Origin of the sequence: Pseudotenacibaculum sp. MALMAid0570, assembly GCF_040151415.1 — a bacterium.
Classification (GTDB): domain Bacteria; phylum Bacteroidota; class Bacteroidia; order Flavobacteriales; family Flavobacteriaceae; genus Polaribacter.
Genome location: NZ_JBDKWF010000050.1, coordinates 144,770 through 169,190, shown reverse-complemented (window position 1 = coordinate 169,190; position 24,421 = coordinate 144,770). Strand labels below are relative to the sequence as shown.

Here is a 24,421-nt window from a genome sequence, read left to right as displayed (position 1 = left end):
TTTTAGTCTTGTCTAAAAATTTATTTACTTTTGTCAAAACATTCTAATTTTGTAATGAATATTTTTCGAAAAATAGTTGTTGTTTTATTTTTAGGGCTCTGTACAATTGCTCAATCTCAAAACTCGCTTTCTGGGAAGACTTTTGAAAAGGGCGAGGCATTACCTTATGTAAATATTTATTTAAAAAATACTCAATTAGGAAGTTCTTCAGATAACAATGGTTTTTATCAAATCAAAAATATTCCTAACGGAATGTACACTGTGATTGTTAGCAGTATGGGATATAAAACAGAATCTTTTAAAATTACATTTCAAGGAAATCGAAAAATCACTAAGAATTTTACACTGGTTCCAGATAATTCATTAGATGAAATTGTTGTTTCTGGAACTTTAAGACCTGTTTCTAAATCGGCCAGTCCAGTTTCTGTTGAAGTCTATAGCAAAACATTTTTTAAGAAAAATCCTACGCCTTCCATATTTGAGTCTTTACAAAATGTAAATGGTGTTCGTCCACAACTAAATTGTAACGTTTGTAATACCGGAGATATTCATATTAATGGATTAGAAGGGCCTTATACTTTTGTGTTAATTGACGGAATGCCAATTGTAAGTGGTCTTTCTACTGTTTATGGTTTAACAGGTATTCCTCAAGCTTTGATTGAAAGAGTAGAAGTTGTTAAAGGACCCGCCTCAACTTTATATGGATCTGAAGCTGTAGGTGGAATCATCAATATCATTACAAAAAAACCTACTAATTCTCCGTTATTATCTGTAGATAGTTTTTCAAGTTCTTGGGGAGAAGTAAATGCTGATATAGGGTTGCGTTATAAAATCTCAGAAAAAACTAAAGGTTTACTAGGTATCAATTACTTTAACTACCAAAATATTATTGACAACAACAATGATGGTTTTACAGATTTAACATTACAAAATAGATTATCATTTTTCAATAAGCTAAATTTTGAAAGAAAAAGTAACAAAGTCTTTACCGTTGCTTTTCGTTATGTGTATGAAGATCGATGGGGAGGTGATGTAAATTGGACTCCAGAGTTTAGAGGAACAAATCAAATTTATGGCGAGAGTATTTATACCAATCGATGGGAAACTTTTGGAACATATCAGTTACCTACCAAAGAAAATATTAGTTTCCAATTTAGTGCCAACGGACATTACCAAGATTCTTTTTACGGTACTGATTCTTATGACGCTGAACAATTTATCGCTTTCGGACAATTTATTTACAACAAACAAATAGGCAAAAAGCATGATTTATTATTAGGATTAGCTTATCGTTATACTTCTTATGACGATAATACGTTTGCCACATCTGCGGAAGATGGTATTACAAATATGCCATCAACAACGCATCTGCCGGGAGTTTTTATACAGGATGAAATCAATCTAAATGAACAAAATAAATTATTGCTGGGTGCCAGATACGATTATAATAGCTTGCATGGAAGTATTTTTTCTCCGAGATTGAATTACAAATGGAATTCAGAAGACAAAAGTGACATTTTTAGATTTAGCATCGGAAATGGATTTAGGGTTGCTAATGTTTTTACCGAAGATCATGCTGCTCTAACAGGTGCAAGAGAAGTTGAATTTGATGGTGAATTGAAACCTGAAACTTCATGGAACACCAATGTTAATTACGTAAAAAAAATTATTACTAACAATGCATTTATTACCTTAGATGCTAGTGCTTTTTACACTTATTTTGACAATCGCATTTTACCGGATTACGAAAGCGATCCTAACAAAATTATCTACGCAAACTTAGAAGGTTATTCTGTTTCTCAAGGAGTCTCTTTAAATTCTGACATCAGTTTTCATAATGGATTTGCTATTAATTTAGGAGCTACTTTAATGGATGTTTCTATTACAGAAAATGATGTGAAAACAAGACAAATTTTAACTGAAAGTTTTAGCGGAGTTTGGAGTATTTCCTATCGTTTCTTTGAAAGTCGTTTAACTATAGATTATACAGGAAATGTTTATGGACCAATGAGATTACCTCTGTTAAGTGATACAGACCCAAGAGCTCCTAATTCGCCTTGGTTTAGTATTCAGAATATTCAAATCACTAAAAAACTTGGAAAAAATAATGATTGGGAATTATATGGAGGTGTTAAAAATCTTTTGAATTTTACACCTGCCTCTAATAGTATTGCTAGATCTTTTGATCCTTTTGATGAAAATGTTGTATTCGACACAAACGGACAGGTGATTGCTACACCAGACAATCCGAATGCTTTAACTTTTGATCCTTCATATGTATATGCATCAAACCAAGGAATTAGAGCATTTTTAGGCTTACGTTATACTATTTTTTAGTTTAACTTGTTTCAGTTTATATGATGAAAAAAAATCTTATCTTCTTATTCCTATTTACCTCGATTATTTCTTGGTCGCAAGAAACAACTGAATTAAAAGTGTATTCCTTTGAGGAAGTTGAAAAATTGCATAAAAAAACTCCGAAGCCCATTGTTGTTTTTATTCATGCTGATTGGTGCAAATATTGTCATGGTATGTTAAAAAAAACTTTTACAGATGAAAAGGTTATTACATTACTAAACAGCTCTTTTTACTTTATCAAGTTAAATGGAGAAGAAAAAAAGAATATTACTTTTTTAGGAAAAACATTTGTTTATAAACCTAATGGAAATTTCGGAACACATGAGCTTGCTTCAGAGTTGGCAACCAAAAGAAAAAGAATGGTATATCCAACAACAACAATTTTAGATAAAGAATTTGCTATTTCTCTTCAATTAGATGGTTTCGTAAACAAACGAAAAATGGCTTCCGTTTTGAAACGAGCAAAGAAGTTATAGTTGATTTTATAACTTAACGCAGTGTACGTATCTTCTTAATAATATCCTTGTACTTGTCACTTAAAGTGGCTTTGTGATTTCCCTCCAAAATAATGAGATTATCTTGTGGAACAATCTCTACAATTTTATCTGTATTCACAATAAAGTTACGGTGAGTTCTACAGAAGTTACTTGTACTTAATAGATCTAATATTTTTACCAAGGATATTAAGATGACAAACTTTTCTTTTTGGGTGATTATATTACAATACTTCTCTTCCACCTCTACATATATAATTTCAGAAACATGAACTTTTTTCAAGGATTTTCCTTTTTTAATGAATAAGTACCCATCTCCAATAACAGCATTTTCATCTTCTACAGATAAAGCATTGGGTTGATTATAAAACCTTTCTATTGCTTGTTCAATTGTATATACTAATTCTAGTTCATTAAAAGGCTTCACCATATATGCAAAAGGCTTTGTTAACTTAGCTCTTTCAAAAATTGTTCGTTCAATAGAACTTGTAAGAAAAATAAAAGGTTTTAACTTATTTGGCATTGCATCAATGGTTTCTGCGATATTAATTCCATCTGGATTCCCATTCAAAAAAATATCCAAAATAAGCAGATCAACATCTTCATTTAATATTGCTGCTATAGCATCTTTGTAATTAGTAACAACAGAAACAACATTAAAACCATTTTTCTCTAACAATAATTTCACTTCCTTACTTTCTTGAGGTGTATCCTCAACTATTAAAACATTAAGATGCTCCATTGGGTTTTTGCTTTAAAAATGATATACTAATTTTAGTTCCTTTTCCAACTTCACTCTCTATATTAAACTTCCCTTCATTTTTAGCAATCATTGATTTCACTAAATGTAATCCAAGTCCTGTTCCAATAGTATCTTCATGTTTCTTTTTAGAGAGTAGCTGTGTGTTTTTGAGCAATTCTTTTTGTGTAGCATTATCCATTCCAATTCCTGAATCTTCAATTATTAAAGTAACGTAAGTCTCTTCTTTTTCTTCTGTATACAGATGAATGCTTCCATTCTCTTTTGTAAACTTAATCGCATTATCCAGTAAATTTCTAAGGATAATCTTTATGGTCTCTTGATCTGCAAAAATCTCAGTTTTTCTTGAAATAGAATTTGTGTATGCAATCTTTTTCTCCTGTAAAATAGGCTGATAATTATAGGCAACATGTTCGGTAATTCTAAAGAGAGATAATTCTGTCATCTCAAAGTACGATTGTTTCGTTTGCATTAGTGCCCAGTTCAAAAGGTTGTCTAACAAGCCGTAGGCAGCATTTACGATACTAGAATTTTGCTGTAAGTTCTGAGTAATCTCATTTTTATTTTGAGTATCTAAATTTCCAAGGAGTTTAGCATTACTTCTTTTGATAGCATTCACAGAAGAACGTAAATCGTGACTTACAATAGAGAATAGCTTGTCTTTGGTAGCATTCAAAGCATCTAGATCTTCTTTTTGAGCCGTGATTATCTTATTTCGTTTTACCTTTCCTTTATAAGAAGTAAAGACAATAATCAATAAAACAAATAAAAGAGCTCCAGAATACAAAAACACTTTGTTTTGTGCTGCTTTTACTTTGTTATCTGCTTCTAATCTGTCAACTTCATTTTGCTTTTGTTTTACAGCTATTTTCTTTTCTAATTGTGCGGTTTCATAAATGCGATTTTGATCATTTAAGGAATCTTTCCATTGCTCATATTCTTTCCTATATAGTAGTGCTTTGATATAGTTTTTTTTATTCTCCTCAACAATCGACATGTTTTTAGCTGTCTTCCTCCTCAAATCAAAATCATGTACATACTTAGAAAGGTCATAAGCGGCTTTAAAATATGGAATGGCTTTTTCATCCAGATTCTGATCATAATACATTGTAGCAATATTACCATATGTGCCTATTAACTTTAAGGTATCTTTAGCCGCTTCAAGTTTTTTTATAATTCTCAGCAAATATTTATCTGCCAAATCATACTGTTCTAAATGTAAATAACAGAGCCCGATGTTGTTTTCTAGGGTTGCTACTTTAACACCAATCATCGCTTCAGACTGTATATTTTTCAAAGCCCTTTCAAAGTGATAAATTGCTCTTGTAAATCTTCTTTGTTCCAATGCAATTCCTCCCATATATACCGAGAGTTTATCATAAAAATCAAATGTTTCAGAAATTTTATGAAACTCCTTTTTCGACTGTTCAAATAATTTTTTCTTTCTTAAACTATATGCCTTAAAGAAATACGCATAATCATTATTTCTCTTATTTAATTCATTTGCATTAATATATTTGGACGCATATATTAATGTTGAATCCCAGACTTTTTGTAAAAAATATATTCTTGCTTGACGAAGATTCTCCGTTGAGATTAAATCACTGCTTCTTAGTTCAACGGCTTTGAAAAAAGAACTTAGCTTTTGTTTTTTTTGAGCAGGCGAAATTAATGGATATAAGCAAAAAATTATGATAACAATCTTCCTAAGCATCGTTCAAGGGTTATTGCCTCAAAATATCAATTTTAGCTATAAAAAAAACCAGTATTTCTACTGGTTTTTACTCTTCAAGTTAACGCATTAATCATCGTCATCTTGAACTGTGGTTTCTGTTCCTCTATCACCTTCTGGATCTCCCACAGTACTAAATACTATTTTTACTTTTTCAGTTGAAGCAAAATTCGTTTCAGGAACTAAGCTAAAAAATAAGTGGTAGGCAACGAGTTCACCTACACCTTCTTTTTCCTTTTTTCCTTTTTTTGGAGAAGGGTTTGTTATCTCTTTAGAAGAGATTCCTATCTGCAAGTGCAAACAATCTGATGTACTATCTCCATATTCAACACTACTAAGTTTTACATCTTCATAGTCAGCTGAATAAAAAAAGACACTTGAAATTTGCAAAAGCTCACCACGTCTCAACGCTGAGGAGATAATAGGTAAATTCAACAGAGAAGAATCTCCCTGTAGATTATTTTTAACTTTTAAACTTTTTGTGGTCAAACCCTCTCCCTCTACTAATTGAACTTTTTTAAGTAGACTTTTTATTAATGTTATTTTCATAATGAACTTATTTTTATACTTCCTACTCTGTTGGCTTTTCGGATTCCGCCATTTTGTATAGAATTGCTAGATTAATTGAGCAATTCTATACAAAGAGAAGAAAAAACATAACTGACTTTAAAAAAATTGGAATAAAACATCCTTTTTTAGGAACGAAAAGGAAAAAATAGACCACAAAAAAAATCAGAAGCGAATGCTTCTGATTTTCAATTATTCTTTTTTGGAAAAGTAATCTTTCTTATCTCCTGCCATCCCAAAGTCTATACACCAAAACTCTAGGATTTAAGCTATATACTAATCCTACAGATATTTGGGTATGAGAACGCATACTCGCATATTCTTCCGGCGAATATTTATAAGTTCCTTGTGCATTTAATCCCCAATGATGAGAAAACCAAAATGTTCCTCCAAAGGAAAAATTCATGGTAGCTGTAGCTTTTCCAGAGGGCAACACCTCTGTTGGAGCGCCAATAATGCTTCCTCCTATAGCGATATAAGGCACTAAATTTTTATCAGACAAATTGAAATCATAACGCACATTTCCATCTAAAGAAAAGTAGTTAAATGAATTGTTATAAAAGCCATCTATTTCATTTAAAAAACTTAAAGTAGCACCAGCTTCTAAACTAAGACCTGCAAACATATATCGAGTAACGTTCAATTTTGGTAATTGAAGATTAAATCGTTCTTTTAAAGGACTGCTTGCTCCAGCATCACCAAAATTTACAATAGATCCGCTAACTCCTATGACCCATTTGTTTTCTTTACTTTGAGCAAAAGTAGTGGTGCATATACATAGCAAAATTGCCACAGCAAATATTCTTTTCATTATTTATTATTTTACCACTGGTTGGTTATTTTATAACTAAGAATTGCCAAAGTTATTGTATTATCTCACAAATTCAAGTTTTTGACTAAGTTTTAATCCTGAAGGAATTACATTTGCATAAAATTTTTATTCGTTGAGTAAACAGACGATTGTCAATCAATATCAAAAATCTGCAAAAACTCAGCAGGTTTTAAAGGAAATCCAACGAGAACAGCACCATTTTCAAATTACGAATTTGGCGGGTTCTTCGTTGTCCTTTGTTATTTCAGAAACTTTTAAAAAAGCTGACAAACCATACGTGCTTATCTTTAATGATAAGGAAGAAGCTGCTTATTATCTAAATGATCTAGAGCAATTAAATGGTAATAAAAATGTACTATTTTATCCTGGATCATACAGAAGACCTTACCAAATAGAGGAAACTGATAATGCCAATATACTTTTAAGATCTGAAGTTTTAAACAGAATCAATTCTCGAAAAAAACCAGCAATCATTGTTACTTACCCTGATGCGCTATTTGAAAAGGTTGTTACTAAAAGAGAACTGGAAAGAAACACTTTAAAAGTTTCTATGGGAGATAATTTGTCTCTAGATTTTGTGAATGAGGTGCTCTTTGAGTATAATTTTAATAGAGTAGATTTTGTGACCGAACCCGGTGAGTTTTCGGTTAGAGGTGGAATCATAGACGTATTTTCGTTTTCAAATGATGAACCTTATCGAATTGAGTTTTTTGGTGATGAAGTAGACAGCATTCGAACATTTGATGTAGAAACACAACTTTCACAAGAAAAACTTAAGAAAGTAAGTATTATGCCTAATGTTGAAAACAAGGCATTACAAGAAAAACGTGAGAGTTTTTTAAAATATGTTTCTTCTAAGACCATTGTTTTTTCCAAAAATATTGATCTATTAGCGGGTAGGTTAGACAAACTTTTTGAAAAAGCTGTAGATGCCTTTCAAGAATTATCTAAAGAACTTAATCATTCTGAACCACAAGACTTATTCTGTAACGGTTCCTTTATTAAAGAACAACTAGAGAGTTTTACAGTAGCACATTTGTCGCCAAAGAGACATTCCGAACATGTTTCAAAATCTCATGATGAGATACTAAAACAAATTCAGTTTAACACAAATCCACAACCTTCATTTAACAAACAATTTGATTTGTTAATTGACAACCTAAATAAGCATCATAAAGAAGGGTATCAAAATTATCTTTTCTGTGCCAATGATCAGCAAGCGAAACGCTTTGAAGATATTTTTAACGATATCGATCAAGAGGTTCATTATCAAACTATTGTTTTTCCATTACATCAAGGATTTATTGATGACGATGAAAAAATTGTATGTTACACAGACCATCAGATCTTTGAACGCTACCATAAATTTCGATTAAAAAATGGGTATGCAAAAAAGCAATCCATCACTTTAAAAGAATTAAACAATCTAACAGTAGGTGATTATGTAACTCATATAGATCACGGGATTGGGAAGTTTGGTGGATTGCAAAAAATTGATGTAGAAGGAAAGAAACAAGAGGCTATCAAATTGATCTATGGAGACCGTGATATTTTATATGTAAGTATACATTCTCTTCATAAGATTTCTAAGTTTAATGGTAAAGATGGTAAATCCCCTAAAGTATACAAGTTAGGGTCAGCAGCTTGGAAAAAAATCAAACAAAAAACCAAGAAACGTGTTAAAGAAATTGCTTATGATTTAATTCAATTGTATGCAAAAAGAAAAATGCAAAAAGGATTTGCCTACGGTCCAGATACACATATGCAACATGAACTAGAAGCTAGCTTCTTGTTTGAAGATACTCCTGATCAGTTTACTGCAACCCAAGATGTAAAAAAAGATATGGAAAGTCAACAGCCTATGGACCGTTTGGTTTGTGGCGATGTTGGATTTGGAAAAACAGAAATTGCTATTAGAGCTGCTTTTAAGGCTGTAGATAATGGGAAACAAGTAGCCATTTTAGTTCCAACTACAATTTTAGCATTTCAACATTTTAAAACCTTTTCAAAAAGACTTGAAGGGTTTCCTATTCGAGTAGATTATTTGAATAGATTTCGATCTACAAAACAAAGAAATGGAGTTATTGAAGGCATTAATGATGGAAGTATAGATATTGTTATTGGCACGCATCAATTAACCAATCAAAAAATCAAATTCAAAGATCTAGGTTTACTCATTATCGATGAAGAACAGAAATTTGGAGTTGCCATCAAAGACAAGTTAAAAACATTAAAAGAGAATGTAGATACACTTACATTAACAGCTACTCCTATTCCAAGAACATTACAGTTTAGTTTGATGGCGGCCAGAGATTTGTCTGTCATAAGCACACCTCCACCAAATCGTCATCCTATAGACACTCAAGTAATTCGATTCAGTGAAGAAACCATTAGAGACGCTATTACTTATGAAATCTCAAGAGGAGGTCAAATCTTCTTTATTCATAATCGAATAGAAAATATCAAAGAAGTCGCAGGAATGCTTCAACGTTTGGTGCCCAATGCTAAAATAGGAATTGGACACGGTCAAATGGAAGGAAAAAAACTAGAAAGTTTAATGCTTTCTTTTATGAACAATGAATTTGATGTCTTGGTATCAACAACTATAGTAGAAAGCGGATTAGATGTAACCAATGCCAATACTATTTTTATCAATAATGCCAATAATTTTGGATTGTCGGATTTGCATCAAATGAGAGGTAGAGTTGGACGTTCAAACAAAAAAGCCTTTTGTTATTTTATTACTCCTCCTTACCACATGATGAGTGATGATGCAAGAAAAAGAATTCAAGCCTTAGAAATGTTCTCAGATTTGGGAAGTGGAATCAATATTGCTATGAAAGATTTAGAAATTCGTGGCGCTGGAGATTTGCTAGGAGGAGAACAAAGCGGATTTATCAATGACATTGGTTTTGACACCTACCAAAAGATTTTGAGCGAAGCTATTGAAGAATTAAAAGATAATGAGTTTAAGGAACTTTATGGTTCTGAAAATTCTGAGCTTAAAGAATTTGTAAAGGAAGTTCAAATAGATACCGATTTCGAAATTTTATTTCCTGACAGTTACATCAATGCTATTTCAGAACGATTGAATTTGTACAACGAATTGTCTGGCATAGATACTGAAGAAGCTTTACAAGCTTATCAAAAACGTTTGATAGATAGATTTGGTGAGCTTCCTATACAGGTTGTAGATTTATTAGATAGTGTTCGCATCAAATGGTTGGCAAAACAATTTGGTTTAGAGAGAGTTATTTTAAAACAAAAAAGAATGATTGGTTATTTTGTTTCCGATCAACAAAGCAAATTTTATCAAACAGAAGCCTTTACAAAAGTCTTAAAATACGTACAACAAAATCCTAAGAGTTGTGTAATGAAAGAAAAGCAGACTAAAAATGGTTTGCGATTATTGATTACTTTTATCAAAATTGATTCTGTAAAAGTAGCTTTAGAAACACTAAAAAAAATATAATGTTACATCGAGCGCAGTCGAGATGTTATTATTAGATTAATTCTTTTTAAAAGTTCTCGACTGCGCTCGAACTGACATTTTTCATTGTATTTATGGAGAAAAAACATTTACAACATTTATCGGGTTTAATACTGGCCACTTTGTTTATTAGTACATCTGGGGTTTTGGGTAAATATATTGCTATGCCTTCCGAAGTAATTGTTTGGTTTCGATCTTCTTTTGCAATGGTTTTCCTCTATTTTTTCTGTAGATATAAAAAGGTCAGTTTAAAAGTAATCCATAAAAAAACTCATCTTCCGCTAATCATCAGTTCGTTGTTTATGGCTGGACATTGGATAACTTATTTCTATGCCTTAAAGCTATCCAATGTTGCCATTGGTATGCTTTCTCTGTTTACATTTCCTGTAATAACCGCCTTACTGGAACCTGCTTTTATGAAGACAAAATTCAACCCTATACATCTTGTGTTAGGAATTATTGTCTTGATTGGTATTTACATTCTAGCACCTGAATTCAATTTAGAAAGTTCAGACGTAAAAGGAATCTTATTTGGATTGCTTTCTGCCTTATGCTATTCGATTCGTGTTTTGATTTTAAAACAACATGTTCATAATTACCATGGAAGTATGCTCATGTTTTATCAAACCTTAGTTATTACCATAGCTTTGGTTCCTGTTTTGTTTTTTATGGATCTTTCTGGATTTCAATCTCAATTTCCTTACTTGCTTCTTTTAGCTTTGCTAACAACTGCAATAGGACACAGTTTAATGGTACATGCCTTAAAATTCTTTTCGGCTTCTGCGGCTACAATTATTAGTAGTATTCAACCAATTTTCGGAATTATCCTCGCTTTCATTTTCTTGAATGAGATTCCTCATACAAACACTTATATTGGTGGTGCTTTGATCTTATCTACTGTTATTATTGAAAGCGTCAGATCAAAAAAGAAATAGCTTAACAAAATTTTATTACGAAGAATTACTAGTTTGAATTACCTTGTCACAAATCAACCAATTATGCGTTATCTCATTCTACTTCTTACAGTTTGCCTAGTAAGTTGTACTGCTAAAGAAAAACAATTTTCAGGCAAAGAACTTTTAGAGAAAAGTCTACAATATCACGATCCGAAAGAGGAATGGAGTACTGCTAAATTTACACTTAGCATCCGAGAACCTAGAACAAAAAATCCAGAACGTTTCTCTATTGTTTCCATCAACAATCAAGACAACTCTTTTATGTTGAGTAGAGCGAGAGAAGGAAAAATGGCTTTATATGAACTTGATGCTGAAGGAAAAACAATAGTGCTTTTAGATAATCAAGTTGTGAAAGATTCTTCTTTGATTAAACATTATTTTCTAGAGCATAATCGTGTAAAGCGTTATCAAGATTTTTATGTAACGCTCCTTGGATTGCCTATGTCGTTAACCGAAAAAAGATTGTCAAAAGTTGGCAGTTCTACTCAAGTAATCTTTAATGAAAAAAGCGCATATAAAGTTCCTATACAACTAAAAGAACCCATGTTTTCTGATACTTGGAATTTATTTTTCTCTACTGAGAATTTCTCTTTGATTGGCATTGAAATGATTTTCCCCGAAGATCCCATGAAAGGAGAGCGTTTGTATTTTCTTGACAACTTTCAGATTGATAGTATGACCATCCCAAAAATTAGGCATTGGTATGACTTAAGCGGTACCTTAGGAGGTTCTGATGTAATAGGAAAGAGATTGAAATAGTCTTTTTGGAACAATCTTTGAAATTGCTTTTAGAAACTACTAATTATGAAAAAGCACTTCAAAGTTTCTATTCCAAAACCTTGTCATGAAGACTGGTCTAAAATGACCCCAAAAGAGAAAGGACGATTTTGTAATTCTTGTTCTAAAACTGTAATTGATTTTACGCAAAAGTCTCAAGAAGAAATTCAGAATTTTCTTGCTGAAAACAATGGCAAAAGGGTCTGCGGGCATTTTCAAAGAAATCAGTTAGATACTATTGTTTTGGAGATTCCTACTTTAACATTTCAACAACAACTCTCCTTCCAAAAACTGTTTATACTAGCACTATTATTTGTTATGGGCACAACTTTATTTAGTTGCCAAAACTCTAGTGGCAAAAAACAAAAAATAGAGAATGTGATTTTGATTGATACTATAGAGAAAGTAATAATTCAAACATTAGGCGAATTACCTGTAACTGGCAAAACTCTTCCTCCAGAGTTCAACAAGAATTTTCATATTGATAGCACCATAGAGATAGAAGAGGAAGAAATTATTATTGAAGATGTCCCAATTATTGAAACACCTGAAGAAATAGAAGGAGAAGTTATACTTACTACATTAGGAGATGTTGATTTCTCTCAAGAAATTGAAGAAAAAGAAGAAAAAGAAGATTTTGTGCTAGGTCTTGTCATCGAGGAACATCCAAGGTTTCCAGAAGCAAAAAATATTTCTATTGAAAAAGTTAGAGAGGATTTTAATCAAAGAATCAAGAAATTCTTTGGTGAACACTTTCAAGCTCCTCAATCTAGTATAGAAATTCCCTCAGGAAAATATAGAATCATTTCACAATTTACAATTGACAAGAACGGAAAAATTAATAACATAAAAATCAGGGCACCTCATCCTTCATTTGAAAAAGAAACAAAACGTATGCTTACAAAATTACCTGTGTTTATTCCTGGAAAACAACGAGGGAAAGTTGTAAGAACAAGGTATACCTTACCTATTCGAATTGATGTAGAATAGGCTCTTGGCTCTTCATTTCTCGGGAATGACACTATTGTTTTTTCTAACTCCTTGTGTTAATAGAATCTATTCAGCACAAATGATTGATTACAATTTAGATTAGCTCAAACAATTTTCCCGGTAACGGTTTTACAACTCCTTTGAGTTCCATTTGCAATAGAATTGGTGCTAATTGATATATAGGAATCTGTGTTTCTACAGCAATTATATCTAACAATTGTTGATTATTTACTAACAAAAAGTCATATATCTTTTGTTCAATTTCATTGAGTTCTACAAACAGTTTTTGCTGCTTCGCTTTTTGAGGTTTTATTGGAAGGTCCCAATTCAGAAGCTTTACAATATCATCGGCTGATTGCAAGAGGTGTGCTTTGTTATATCTTATAAGATTGTTGCAACCTCTGCTCATTACATCACTGATTTTTCCTGGCACAGCAAATACATCTCTATCGTAAGAGTTTGCAATATCTGCAGTTACTAGAGACCCTCCTTTTCCTGCGGATTCAATAATTATTGTTGCTTGAGAAATTCCGGCAACAATTCTATTTCGTTTTAAAAAATTTTCTCGCAAAGGTTCTTCATCATGAAAAAATTCAGTCATAAAACCTCCGTTTTTATTTACTTGATGAATATATTTCTTGTGCATCTTTGGATACACCTTTTCCAAGCCATGAGCCAACACTGCAAGAGTTTGCAAGTTGTTTTCTATCGCTACTTTATGAGCACATATATCAACTCCATAGGCAAACCCACTAACAATTATAGGATTGTAAGGACTCAACTCTCGAATTAAATTTTCACAAAAATTACGTCCATAAGAAGTCATGCTTCTTGTACCAACAATAGATAGAATTCTAGGATTAGAAACATCAATAGCTCCTTCTTGAAATAACAAGATTGGAGCATCAATACAATGTTGAAGGTTCTTGGGGTAATTCTCATCCAGAAAATACCTGTATTGTATGTTCTTTTTGTTGATATATTGAAGCTCTTTTTCAGCAAGAAAACAAGTAGAATCATCCAGCAAATTCTCTATAACTAAACTTCCAATACCATGAATTTTTTGAAGTGTGTGTTTTTTTTCGGCAAATATTTGTTCTGCGCTGCCAACTGTGGCGATTAGCTTTTTTGCTAAAATATCACCAATAAATTTTGTTTTCTGCAGTCGTAAAACGGCAAAAATTTCTTTCTCTTTCAATTTGCAATTATTTGATTTTCAAGATACAAATTTATTGTTGATAATTTATTGAACGTTTTGAAGCACGGTTTGTTAAAATTTTTATATTTGTTTCAATGGCATTAGCAACTTATATAAAAGATTTACTGTATAGATATGATTGTGTAATTGTACCTGATTTTGGTGGTTTTATTTCCAATAAAATTAGTGCAAAAATAAACGAGCAATCTCATACTTTTTATCCGCCTTCAAAGCAGTTAGGGTTTAATCACCATTTAACTCATAATGATGGTTTGTTGGCAAACTATGTAGCTTCTGCTGAAAACATTTCTTTTGAAAAAGCCAACCAAAAAATTGTTGAAACTGTAAGTAAATGGAATCAGCAAATTAAAACTCAAGCTCTGGTATTGGATAAGGTTGGTGTTTTGGAGTTGAATCCTGAAAATCAATTGACTTTTGAACCTAATAATGAAGTAAATTATTTACTATCTTCTTTTGGTTTGTCTTCTTTCGAATCAAATTCTATTGAAAGACCTGTTGAAAAAGTTGTTCCTTTAGTTCCTGCTTCAGAAAATAAAAAGGGAATCCCTGCTTTTGTTAAATACGCTGCCACAGCTGCTATTGTATTAACATTAAGTTATACTGGCTGGACAGGATATCAAAACAAGCAACAAGAAACTAAAATGGCAAAACAACAAGAAGAGGTTAATCAAAAGATTCAATCTGCAACTTTTGTTATTGACAATCCTTTACCTACCATTGAGTTAAATGTAACTAAAGAATTACCAAAACCTTACCATGTTGTCGCTGGTGCTTTCTACTACAAAGAAAACGCACAGAAAAAAGTAGATCAACTTAAAAAGAAAGGTTATGATTCCTACATTTTAGGAAAAAATAGTAGCGGTTTAATTCAAGTAGCTTATGCTTCTTTTTACAAAGTATCTGATGCTTATAAGAGTTTAGCTAACGTTCGAGAAGCTGATTCTAAAGACGCCTGGCTTTTGGTAAAAAAGTTCCACTAAGATTTTATTTTTCTTCTTATTTCCTCATTTGCTCTAGCGAGTGTTGTTATCTTTGTAAAAAATTTACAGATGAGAGCAAAAACACCTAGTGAATCATTAACAATACTCACTGATTTAGTTTTACCTGGAGAAACCAATTATTTAGACAACTTATTTGGTGGAGAGTTATTGGCTAGAATGGATAGAGCTTGTAGTATAGCCGCAAGAAGACATTCTAGAAGAATTGTAGTAACAGCATCGGTAAATCATGTAGCTTTTAACAAATCTGTACCTGTAGGAAGTGTTGTAACAATTGAAGCTAAAGTTTCAAGAGCTTTTAAATCTTCTATGGAAATCTATGTTGATGTTTGGATCGAAGATCGTCAGTCTGGATCTAAAACTAAAGTGAATGAAGGTATTTATACCTTTGTTGCTGTTGATGAAACTGGAAAACCTGTTGAAATCCCTCAAATAACTCCAGAAACCGATTTGGAAAAAGAACGTTTTAATGGAGCATTACGAAGAAAACAACTAAGTTTGGTGCTTGCGGGTAAAATGCAACCTAATGATGCTACTGAGCTAAAAGCATTATTTACTTCCTAAAAAATGCCTATTGTAGCTATTTTAATTGGGATTGGAATTTTTCTTTTCATATTGCTTGGAATCATCATATCTATTAGAGCTAAGCGAAAGAAGAAAGAAAGCGAGTTAGGAATCTTTCATCATCCCAGTAACTTTAAAAAACATCCTGTAGAATGGGTTCAAAAACCTAAAAAGACAGATAATTCTACTACCAAAAAATTATAGTAGAAGGTGTTGCCTATTTTCATATCTTAGTTTCATCTCAAATTAAAAAATATTACATATGAATTTAGGTGCTTTTTCAATGAGCTTGAATGTAAAAGATATTCAAGCTTCAAAAGAATTTTACGAAGCTTTAGGCTTTCATGTTTTTGCTGGTAAGGTAGAACGTAATTATCTTATTATGAAAAATGGGAACGCTTTGATAGGATTATTTCAAGGGATGTTTCAACAAAATATATTGACTTTCAATCCTGGATGGGATGAAAATGCTCAGAAATTAGACTCTTTTACTGATGTTAGAGAAATTCAAAAGCATTTAAAAGAAAACGGAATAAAACTACAAAAAGAAGCCGATGAAAGTACATCTGGCCCTGCAAGTGCTGTAGTATTGGATCCTGATGGAAATGCAGTGCTTATAGATCAACACGTATGAAAAAAGGAAGCTTTCTTCTCATTCTATTGATTGGATTTTCGAGTTATTCTCAACAAAAAAAAGATCCAGTTAATAAATACTTTGATCAATATTTAACCAATAAAAAAATATTTGACCTGATTGAAAAATCGCTTCCAACCTTAGAGGAATGTAAGTTGGTTTTTACAGGAGAAAATGCCAAAACTTACTTTGATGAAATACAGGAAGTAAAAGGTGTTATTAAAAATATTGTGTCAAAATTAGAACCTGAAACTTTGACTGAAAGTAGTTATAGAGCTTTTAATTCTAATGATACCAAGAAAGATAATGGCAAATCTTATTATGGTATGAGTGAAATAAAAGACGTTTTAAAACCTAACATCACCTTTTATCATATCACTTATAAAGATAGTAATGGTTCTGATTCTCGTTTTAGTCCATTTAAATTCTTTGTAAAGCTTAATGGGAAGTGGTTGTTTTTTCCAAAACCTACGAGAGTTTTTAGAAAGTAATTGTCACTTTACAAAAAGTGACAATTTAATTTTTCTTCATCTTAATTAAGACAACACCATTTCTTCCTTTTTCACCATATTTTTTTAGGGCTTGTTCCCCTTTAAACACATGAACAGATTCAATCTTATTTGTATTCAAATTAGACATATAAGAGTAACTTATCATTTTTTCTTTTCCATTATCTACAACTATGATTAGTGGTTTGTCGGATATTACAGTTTTATTGTTTCTAATCATAAACTGAAACTTCTCTTTTTCTAATTCTTTCTTAGAAGGAATAGTGTCCAACTGTTTCTCTTTAAATGTTTGAATATCATTTGATAAATTATGATTTGCTTCTAAGAAGCCACTAAATAGCAGAATCATTCCCATAATCGGGAAAAATAAGAATGCCTTTAGGTAGCTTTTTTTGCTTTTTACTTTTTTCTTATTCATCATGTATAATCGTTTTTTAAGATTTGTTGTATTGCTAAAATGATTCCCCATAGGTAAAGAAACACCTGTTTTTGTTTGAAATAAGAGTTGCTGATATTCTAATGCATTGAATCCTTTTTTTAGAACCTCTTCATCAGCCATATATTCATGCTCTGTTTTTATATCTTTTTGAAACATCCAAACTACTGGGTTAAACCAATAGAAAACAGTTAACAATTCTAATAAAATTGTATCAACAGTGTGATATTGAAGCTGATGATATTGTTCATGAGCGATTAGAGCTTTCATTTCTTTTTCATCTAGTTCTTTATTACCAATAAATAAAGCATTGAAAAATGTAAACGGCGCAATTTCTTTGTCAACTTTTACCAGAGTAAAACCCCATTTTTGTTGCTTTATAGAAGTAAAATACCATTTCGAAATTGTTAAGAATCCTAAAAGAGATCTAAAAGCAAAAAAGATTAGTCCGATAAAATACACCGTTAAATAAATACTTGTTACTTCTTCGGTAATGACTTTAGATAATCCTTGCTGTACTCCTTCTGAACCTTGTATGAAAATAGCATTTACAATTTCAGGATATGTATCAGGAATCAACAAGTTTCCTAAAGGAATAAATAAAAATCCGCAAGCAAAAAGAATACAAACAAGCCCTACAATTCTTTTGATTTGATGATGTGCATCATTCTTAAAAAAGATTCTGTATAACAAGTATAGGAATGCTAAGCATATGCTAGATTTAATCAAGTATCCTTCCATTATTTTTTCTTTTTGTCGTCTATTTTATTTTTAAAATATGTAATCAATTCTTCCATTTCTTCAGTAGTTAAATCTTCTTGACTACTTAATTCAGATACAAGGTTCTTAAAAGAATTCGAAAAGTAGTTTTTAACAAAAGATCGCATGTATCCATTGGTATATTGTTTTCTTTCTATTAAGGGATAATACTCGAATGAATTCGCTATTGGTTTTCTTCCTACAAAACCTTTCTTTTCTAAAATTTTTATAATGGTGGCTACTGTAGTATATGCTGGTTTTGGTTCTTCATATTCTTTAACTACATCTCTTATCAATCCTTTATCTATAGACCAAAGAATTTTCATCACCTTTTCTTCTGCTTTTGTAAGTTCTAAATTCATTCTAATTGTATTACAGAATCAAAACTACTAATAATTTAGTATTTCTACTAATTTCATAGTAGAATTAACATTTCACTTAAGATTTTGTTGATGCTTTCTTTTAAGAATTGATAGAGCTATCTAAAAGAGGAATAAAAATTACCTTCTTAAGATCCAGCTTGCGGGATTTAATCGCGTAGTATTTTTAGATAGCACGAAGATTAATTTTGTTTTTCCAGTAATTCTATCTGTAAAAATCTTACCCAAAGCTTGGCCTGTTTTTACTTGATCACCAGCACTCACATACACGTTTTCTAAATTATTGTATACCGAAATATAATTTCCATGACGGATTAACACTGACTTTTTCCCTTCAGATTGTACTTGTATTGCCAGAACTTCTCCGTTGAAAATAGACTCTGCATTTGTACCTTTTTCTGTAGTAATATGAATTCCGGTACTATTGATATAATTTCCTTTATAAACTGGATGGGGTTGTCTTCCAAACCTTCTTGTTATTAGACCGCTATCTACTGGCCAAGGCAACTTTCCTTTGTTTTGTTCAAATCTAACAGCTAAGGCTTTAGCTTCAGGAGTTAGAGCAAAACCTTTAGAAATCTTTACACCTTTTTTTGCATTGGCTTTTGCAATTGCATCTCTAATTAATTTATCTATTCTATCTGCAATTTTCTTTTCTTCTTTCTGTTTGTTTCTAAGCTCTCTTTTGTACTTATTTTCTCTTTTTTTAATTTGAGAAATTAATTTTTCTTGACTCTTCTTATCTGTTTCAATTTTCAATTTCTCATCTTCTTCATTTGCTAAAAGCGAATCTTTGAGTTGTTTTTGAAATTGAAGAGAATCGTTAAGTTGCTGAACAATTGTTGATTGAATGACTACTTCTTCTCCTTGCTTTTTCCTAAAAGTTGCATACTGATTCATATACTTTACTCTCTTGTAGGCTTGGTAAAAGTTTTTGGAAGATAAAATAAACATCGTTCTATTCTGTTTTGATCTACTCTTGTAAGATTTATAGATCATTGCAGCATAATCTTTTTTTAGAGCTTCTAATTTTTCTTCAAGCTTTTTAAGCTTTTTTTCGTTTCCGCTAATTTCTCCTGTTAACGATTTTGCTTCTAAATTAATCGTGGTAATTAGTTTTTGTCTAACCTCAATCTTTTGGTTGATATCCTTTAAATCTTCCAATGCATTCTTCTCTTTCTTTTGTGTATCAAAAAGAAGCTTATTTACTTTCTTGATTTCTTTCTTTAGGCGTTTTCTATCTGCCTCTAATTGCTTTCTTGTTTTTTGAGCTGATAAAGGAGCTATTAATAAAAAAAGAAAAAGAAAAGATATGTATTGATGTTTGTTAGACATTACAGATGTATACGTTTATATCCTGAAGGAATCTTATAATGAACATTTACAGGTTTGTTAAGCGTTAATGATCTTGTTCTCATATCTACCCAAGTATATCTTTCTCCTTCATAGGCGTTAATTATCGTTTTTAAAGGAAAATAGTTGTCTTCAAGTACTGTGTAATTCCCATAATCAACTCTCAAACGTCTGTCTGTTCCAGTTTTTGTTAAATACATTTGATCTAGTCTAAAATGTCTAGGGTTAATTCTAAAAAATACGTCAAACAATTCTTGTTGATTTCTAGGCGTTAATTTATAGGAATTTCCATCAATTTCAGATTTAAACTTCTGGTCTTTCATATCTAAAATACTTCTTCCTACTAAAAGGTTTTGAAGTTGAGAAAAGGTAACTTTAACCCCTAAAAGGTCTTCCAAAAGTTCATAATTCCCTTCAAAATATTCTTTTTCTACAGGTGAATAGAAACTAAATGATTTGGGAGTTATCTTTATCTTATAAGCAGTAACCACCTTGGTTACTTTCATCCAGATAATTGAATCCTTTTTCATTCTTAAACGAACCGTAAACTGAAATCTTTTTCTTTTATCTCCCCTATAATTAGTATACCTAACCTTTATTTTTGAGTCTAATGTATTAGCTGTAAATTTATTGTCTTCGTACTTTTTAACAATTTTTCTAGCAGTCATTTTTTTCAGACTTTCAGAATTCTCCACAACAGCTTTATTAGATTTACATGCTGTAATTGCTATGGTTAAAATCAGTAAAAGTTTAATAAATTTCATTCAACAGTTTTTAATTTTTTAGCTCTATTCCTATAGTCTTGCGCCTTGATAGAATTTCCAAGTCCGTCATAAGCTTTTGCCAAGGTTTCATAGAAATCTGCTTCTAGATTACTGTTATCAATAACAAAATCGATACCACTCTCTAAAATACTAATTGCTTCTTTATGATTGCTTAGAATTTGAAGTGATTTCCCTCTCATTAAATAGGCATGAGGCTGTGCCGGAAAAAGATCTATCGCTAGTTTGCTATACTTATGAAAAGTCTTGACATCCTCCTCAAAAGCTAGGTCTAATATTTTTTTAAGCGTTTTAAATGAACTTTGATCGTCTTCAAAAGTTGCTATTAAACTCTTAATATCTTGTTTTTCTTTCTTTTTTGCTGGACCCTTTCTGAGCTCTAAACTTTTTTTAAGTTGCTTTAAGTTTCTTGGCAATCCTTTTTCTTTTTCTAACTCATCCATCAGAGAAAGTGCTTCAAGATAATTTCTATTGAAATAATATAATCGAACCAAATCTTCTCTTTTTTGAGGATCTAGCTTGATTATTTTTTGTTGGACATCTATTGCTTCCTTATAGTTTCTTTCTTTTTTATAAATGGCTACCAAATGACTAAGCATCCAAATATTATTAGGCTCTTGAATCAACGCTTTATTAATATATTCTTTAGCTGCATGATACTTATTGAGCAAAAAGTAGTTTTTAGAAAACTCAAAATAAATGGAAACATCATTAGGTAACAGTTCATTACACGTTTCTAAGTTTTCAATAGCTTTTTCATAATTCTTTATTGATTTTTCAGAAAGAGCTTTGAAAAAATACTGTTGGAATTTTAATTGCTTCTCTTCTTTTAAGTCTTTTGCAAGAACAATACTATCCTGACCAAGAGAAATAAAAGGATTGTACAATAGTCCTAAGAAAATGACAAGTACAATCCTTTTAATCATAATATTTTGATGTTTATACTAATTCTGTATAATCTCCAATGCTAACTGATGTATAGTTACCATTATATTTAGCATGATTTCCAATCATCGCATTATCTAATTTGGCATTGGAAATATGTGCATTTGTTTGGATAAGAGAATTTGTAATTTCAGAATCCTCTATAATTGATCCTTTCCCAATAGATACATAAGGTCCTACTTGAGCGTTCCTTATTACTACATCTTCGCCAATATAACAAGGCTGAATAATATTTGCATCTTCTAAAACAACGTTTTCAGACACTAAATTATTTCCTTTCTCATATTCAAATTCTAAAATCTTCTTATTGGTATCAACTGTCGGGTCTTTTTTTCCGCAATCCATCCAAACATCAACTTTTCCTGGTATAAATTTAGCACCTTGTTCTTTAAGAGTTTCTAAAACATTTGTTAATTGATATTCTCCGTTTTCTTTAATATCGTTATCTAATAAATATTGAATCTCCTCTTTTACCTTTCCTCCATCTTTGAAATAGTAAATTCCAATGATGGCTAAATCAGAAACAAACTCTTTAGGCTTTTCTACAAAATCTGTAATGTAACCATCTTTAAGCTTCACTACTCCAAAAGCACTTGGGTCTTCTACTTGTTTTACCCAAATTGCTCCATCTGCTGTAGCATCTAAGGTGAAATCTGCCTTGAATAATGTGTCAGCAAATGCAACAACACAAGGTCCTGACAAAGAATCTTTAGCGCATTGAATAGCATGAGCCGTTCCTAAAGCCTCTTCTTGTACATAAACAGATCCTTTGGCTCCTAACTCTTCAGCTATTGAAAGCAGTTTTTCTCTTGTGTCTGACGGAAATCCTTTGGCTATAGGGCCAATAATAAATGCAATTTCTTCAATTTTTTGATTTACAACACCCGCTATATCTTCAACTAATCTTTGAACGATTGGTTTTCCTGCAATGACTGTTAGAGGTTTTGGAATTGTAAGGGTGTGAGGTCTAAGTCTAGACCCAATTCCAGCCATTGGAACTATAATCTTCATGTATTCGTTTTCATTTTTTGATTCTGGTGCAATATACCACTAATTAAGGGATTGTGAAAAAGTAAAAAACACCCTTTTATATACCTTTTGGTATGGCATTAATCAAGTTTCTAGTATAATTAGATTTTGGTTTTTTATATATCACATCTGCATCTCCTTTTTCTTCAATTTTGCCTTTTTTCATAACTACTAGTTGATCTGACATGTATTTAACAACTGATAAGTCATGTGAAATAAAAATGTAGGAGAAATTAAATTCACTTTTCAATTCATTTAACAAATTCAATACCTGGGCTTGAACAGAGACATCAAGAGCAGAAACAGACTCATCGCAAATAATTAATTTCGGCTGTAAGGCAATAGCCCTAGCAATACCTATTCTTTGCCTTTGTCCTCCAGAAAATTCGTGAGGATATCTATTATAATGTTCCTCTGTTAAACCAACTTTATTCAAAAGGTCTAGTACATATAGTTTTCGCTCATTAGAACTTGATAGAATATTATGCGCATTCATAGGTTCTAAAATTGCTTTTCCGATAGAAATTCTGGGATTTAATGACGAAAAAGGATCTTGAAAAATTATCTGCACCTCTTTTCTCATTTTTTTTAAATCTTTACCCTTAAGTCTTGTGATGTCTTTTCCTTTGTAAAGAATTGTTCCTGAAGTAGCTTTCTCTAAGTTAAGAATAGTTCGGCCTAGAGTAGTTTTTCCGCAACCAGATTCTCCTACCAAACCTAATGTTTCTCCTTCATAAACTTTAAAAGATACTTCATCCACCGCTTTTACTTCACTAGTAGCACCAAGCCAAGTACTTTTTAAGTAATACTTTTTAAGATTAACAATCTCAAGAAGAGGGTTATTCTTATAGAGTTGATTATGAAAATTTAATCTCTCTTCTTCAGAATAAAGAGTATTGTCTATAGAATTGCTTATATAATCATCTACTGTTGGTAATTTTTTAAGTCTTTCACCTAAACTGGGCTTAGATCTAATTAAAGCTTTCGTATATTCCTTCTGTGGTTGTTGAAAAACTTGTTTTGTTTTACCTTTTTCAACAATGACTCCTTTATGAAGAACCAAAACTTGGTCTGCTATTTCAGAAACTAAAGACAAATCGTGTGAAATAAACAAAACACTCATCTTATTCTCCTGCTGTAGTTCCTGTAAAAGTTGAATGATTTCTTTTTGAACAGTAACATCTAAAGCGGTTGTTGGCTCATCAGCTATTAATAAATCTGGTTTACAAGCAATAGCCATAGCTATCATTACTCTTTGTTTTTGGCCGCCACTTATTTGATGAGGATAGGATTTAAATATTTCTTCTGGTCTTGGTAATTTAACTTTTTCAAAAAGCGAAATCACCTCACTATAAATTTCTTTCTTTTTTAAATTCGTGTGATTTTTTAAAATTTCAGCAACTTGATTACCACATACTAGAGTTGGATTTAAAGAACTCATAGGTTCTTGGAAGATCATTCCTATTTTATTTCCTCTTATTTGTTGAAAATCTTTTTGAGATAAGCTTGATAGGTTTACTTGATCAAATAAAATTTCTCCTTCAGTTTTTAACGATTTGGGAAGAAGTCCCATAACAGCTAATGAGGTTATAGATTTTCCACTTCCAGACTCGCCTACAATTCCTAAAATTTGATTTTTCCCCAGCTTAAAACTGATGTCTTTAACAATTTCTTTTTCAGAATTATTCTGTGAAATTTTTATAGAAAGGCCTTTTAATTCTAGCATTTTACTAAGGTAAAAATACTTTTTAAAATACACATCCCTGTTTTAGGGGATGGTTAATTTCACCATTTTCGGGTATTGTTATATCAATAAAAAAAATATACATTTGAAGCGAATTTGATATTCTTTTAAGA

Annotated in this window: 23 protein-coding genes; 11 read left to right on the top strand and 12 right to left on the bottom strand. The window is 31.4% G+C overall.

Annotation, left to right across the window (positions count from 1 at the left end; genetic code table 11):
• Positions 1-54 precede the first annotated feature (54 nt).
• Entirely contained in the window at positions 55-2,337 is a 2,283-nt protein-coding gene (locus AAON49_RS13015; RefSeq protein ID WP_349555193.1) for a TonB-dependent receptor, read from the top strand.
• A gap of 23 nt (positions 2,338-2,360) precedes the next feature.
• Positions 2,361-2,834, top strand: coding sequence for a thioredoxin family protein (locus AAON49_RS13010; RefSeq protein ID WP_349555191.1), 474 nt, complete (start codon positions 2,361-2,363; stop codon positions 2,832-2,834).
• 13 nt (positions 2,835-2,847) lie between these two features.
• Here AAON49_RS13010 and AAON49_RS13005 read toward each other — a convergent pair whose 3' ends face one another.
• The 4 genes from AAON49_RS13005 to AAON49_RS12990 all read right to left on the bottom strand — a co-directional run bounded on the left by AAON49_RS13005 (position 2,848) and on the right by AAON49_RS12990 (position 6,722).
• Positions 2,848-3,594 (bottom strand): LytR/AlgR family response regulator transcription factor, encoded by a 747-nt coding sequence (locus tag AAON49_RS13005; RefSeq protein WP_349555189.1) that lies wholly within the window; start codon positions 3,592-3,594, stop codon positions 2,848-2,850.
• Positions 3,581-5,326, bottom strand: a complete 1,746-nt coding sequence (locus tag AAON49_RS13000) for a tetratricopeptide repeat-containing sensor histidine kinase (protein WP_349555187.1) — start codon at positions 5,324-5,326, stop codon at positions 3,581-3,583. The genes AAON49_RS13005 and AAON49_RS13000 overlap by 14 nt, the downstream gene beginning before the upstream one ends.
• Before the next feature lie 87 nt (positions 5,327-5,413).
• Positions 5,414-5,893: a hypothetical protein gene (locus tag AAON49_RS12995; protein ID WP_349555186.1), complete on the bottom strand. Its 480-nt coding sequence runs from the start codon at positions 5,891-5,893 to the stop codon at positions 5,414-5,416.
• A gap of 238 nt (positions 5,894-6,131) precedes the next feature.
• Positions 6,132-6,722: an outer membrane beta-barrel protein gene (locus AAON49_RS12990; protein ID WP_349555185.1), complete on the bottom strand. Its 591-nt coding sequence runs from the start codon at positions 6,720-6,722 to the stop codon at positions 6,132-6,134.
• Between the two features lie 133 nt (positions 6,723-6,855).
• Between AAON49_RS12990 and mfd the strand changes: the two genes are divergently transcribed.
• From mfd to AAON49_RS12970, 4 genes are all read left to right on the top strand, one after another.
• On the top strand, positions 6,856-10,215 hold the full coding sequence (gene mfd / locus AAON49_RS12985) for a transcription-repair coupling factor (protein ID WP_349555183.1): 3,360 nt from the start codon (positions 6,856-6,858) through the stop codon (positions 10,213-10,215).
• Positions 10,216-10,307: 92 nt separating this feature from the next.
• Positions 10,308-11,168 carry a DMT family transporter gene (locus tag AAON49_RS12980; protein ID WP_349555181.1) on the top strand — a complete coding sequence of 287 codons (861 nt, stop codon included), beginning with the start codon at positions 10,308-10,310 and terminating at the stop codon, positions 11,166-11,168.
• A gap of 63 nt (positions 11,169-11,231) precedes the next feature.
• Positions 11,232-11,948 (top strand): DUF6503 family protein, encoded by a 717-nt coding sequence (locus AAON49_RS12975; RefSeq protein ID WP_349555180.1) that lies wholly within the window; start codon positions 11,232-11,234, stop codon positions 11,946-11,948.
• Between the two features lie 45 nt (positions 11,949-11,993).
• On the top strand, positions 11,994-12,956 hold the full coding sequence (locus tag AAON49_RS12970) for an energy transducer TonB (RefSeq protein ID WP_349555178.1): 963 nt from the start codon (positions 11,994-11,996) through the stop codon (positions 12,954-12,956).
• A 94-nt stretch (positions 12,957-13,050) separates the two neighbouring features.
• On the opposite strand, the gene dprA is transcribed toward AAON49_RS12970, so the two are convergent.
• Positions 13,051-14,154, bottom strand: a complete 1,104-nt coding sequence (gene dprA, locus AAON49_RS12965) for a DNA-processing protein DprA (RefSeq protein ID WP_349555176.1) — start codon at positions 14,152-14,154, stop codon at positions 13,051-13,053.
• A 95-nt stretch (positions 14,155-14,249) separates the two neighbouring features.
• Here dprA and AAON49_RS12960 point away from each other — a divergent pair, with 95 nt between their 5' ends.
• The 5 genes from AAON49_RS12960 to AAON49_RS12940 all read left to right on the top strand — a co-directional run bounded on the left by AAON49_RS12960 (position 14,250) and on the right by AAON49_RS12940 (position 16,862).
• Positions 14,250-15,155: an HU domain-containing protein gene (locus tag AAON49_RS12960; protein WP_349555175.1), complete on the top strand. Its 906-nt coding sequence runs from the start codon at positions 14,250-14,252 to the stop codon at positions 15,153-15,155.
• A gap of 69 nt (positions 15,156-15,224) precedes the next feature.
• Positions 15,225-15,737, top strand: a complete 513-nt coding sequence (locus AAON49_RS12955) for an acyl-CoA thioesterase (RefSeq protein ID WP_349555174.1) — start codon at positions 15,225-15,227, stop codon at positions 15,735-15,737.
• A gap of 3 nt (positions 15,738-15,740) precedes the next feature.
• Positions 15,741-15,941, top strand: a complete 201-nt coding sequence (locus AAON49_RS12950) for a hypothetical protein (RefSeq protein ID WP_349555172.1) — start codon at positions 15,741-15,743, stop codon at positions 15,939-15,941.
• A gap of 58 nt (positions 15,942-15,999) precedes the next feature.
• Positions 16,000-16,371, top strand: coding sequence for a VOC family protein (locus AAON49_RS12945; RefSeq protein ID WP_349555170.1), 372 nt, complete (start codon positions 16,000-16,002; stop codon positions 16,369-16,371).
• Positions 16,368-16,862, top strand: a complete 495-nt coding sequence (locus AAON49_RS12940) for a hypothetical protein (RefSeq protein WP_349555169.1) — start codon at positions 16,368-16,370, stop codon at positions 16,860-16,862. The genes AAON49_RS12945 and AAON49_RS12940 overlap by 4 nt, the downstream gene beginning before the upstream one ends.
• Positions 16,863-16,887: 25 nt before the next feature.
• Here the strand turns inward: AAON49_RS12940 and AAON49_RS12935 are convergent, their stop codons facing one another.
• The 7 genes from AAON49_RS12935 to AAON49_RS12905 form a co-directional block, all read right to left on the bottom strand.
• Positions 16,888-18,057, bottom strand: a complete 1,170-nt coding sequence (locus AAON49_RS12935) for a M56 family metallopeptidase (protein WP_349555168.1) — start codon at positions 18,055-18,057, stop codon at positions 16,888-16,890.
• Positions 18,057-18,437: a BlaI/MecI/CopY family transcriptional regulator gene (locus tag AAON49_RS12930; RefSeq protein WP_349555167.1), complete on the bottom strand. Its 381-nt coding sequence runs from the start codon at positions 18,435-18,437 to the stop codon at positions 18,057-18,059. Before AAON49_RS12930 ends, AAON49_RS12935 begins: the two co-directional genes overlap by 1 nt.
• 138 nt (positions 18,438-18,575) lie before the next feature.
• Positions 18,576-19,790 carry a murein hydrolase activator EnvC family protein gene (locus AAON49_RS12925; protein WP_349555166.1) on the bottom strand — a complete coding sequence of 405 codons (1,215 nt, stop codon included), beginning with the start codon at positions 19,788-19,790 and terminating at the stop codon, positions 18,576-18,578.
• On the bottom strand, positions 19,790-20,572 hold the full coding sequence (lolB1, locus tag AAON49_RS12920; RefSeq protein WP_349555165.1) for a lipoprotein insertase outer membrane protein LolB1: 783 nt from the start codon (positions 20,570-20,572) through the stop codon (positions 19,790-19,792). The genes AAON49_RS12925 and lolB1 overlap by 1 nt, the downstream gene beginning before the upstream one ends.
• Complete coding sequence (locus tag AAON49_RS12915) at positions 20,569-21,516, bottom strand: tetratricopeptide repeat protein (RefSeq protein ID WP_349555164.1); 948 nt, start codon at positions 21,514-21,516, stop codon at positions 20,569-20,571. Before AAON49_RS12915 ends, lolB1 begins: the two co-directional genes overlap by 4 nt.
• A 13-nt stretch (positions 21,517-21,529) precedes the next feature.
• The gene (locus AAON49_RS12910; RefSeq protein WP_349555163.1) at positions 21,530-22,546 is read right to left on the bottom strand and encodes a sugar phosphate nucleotidyltransferase; all 1,017 of its coding nucleotides are present in this window, start codon (positions 22,544-22,546) and stop codon (positions 21,530-21,532) included.
• Between the two features lie 76 nt (positions 22,547-22,622).
• Positions 22,623-24,290 carry an ABC transporter ATP-binding protein gene (locus AAON49_RS12905; protein WP_349555162.1) on the bottom strand — a complete coding sequence of 556 codons (1,668 nt, stop codon included), beginning with the start codon at positions 24,288-24,290 and terminating at the stop codon, positions 22,623-22,625.
• Positions 24,291-24,421 lie beyond the last annotated feature (131 nt).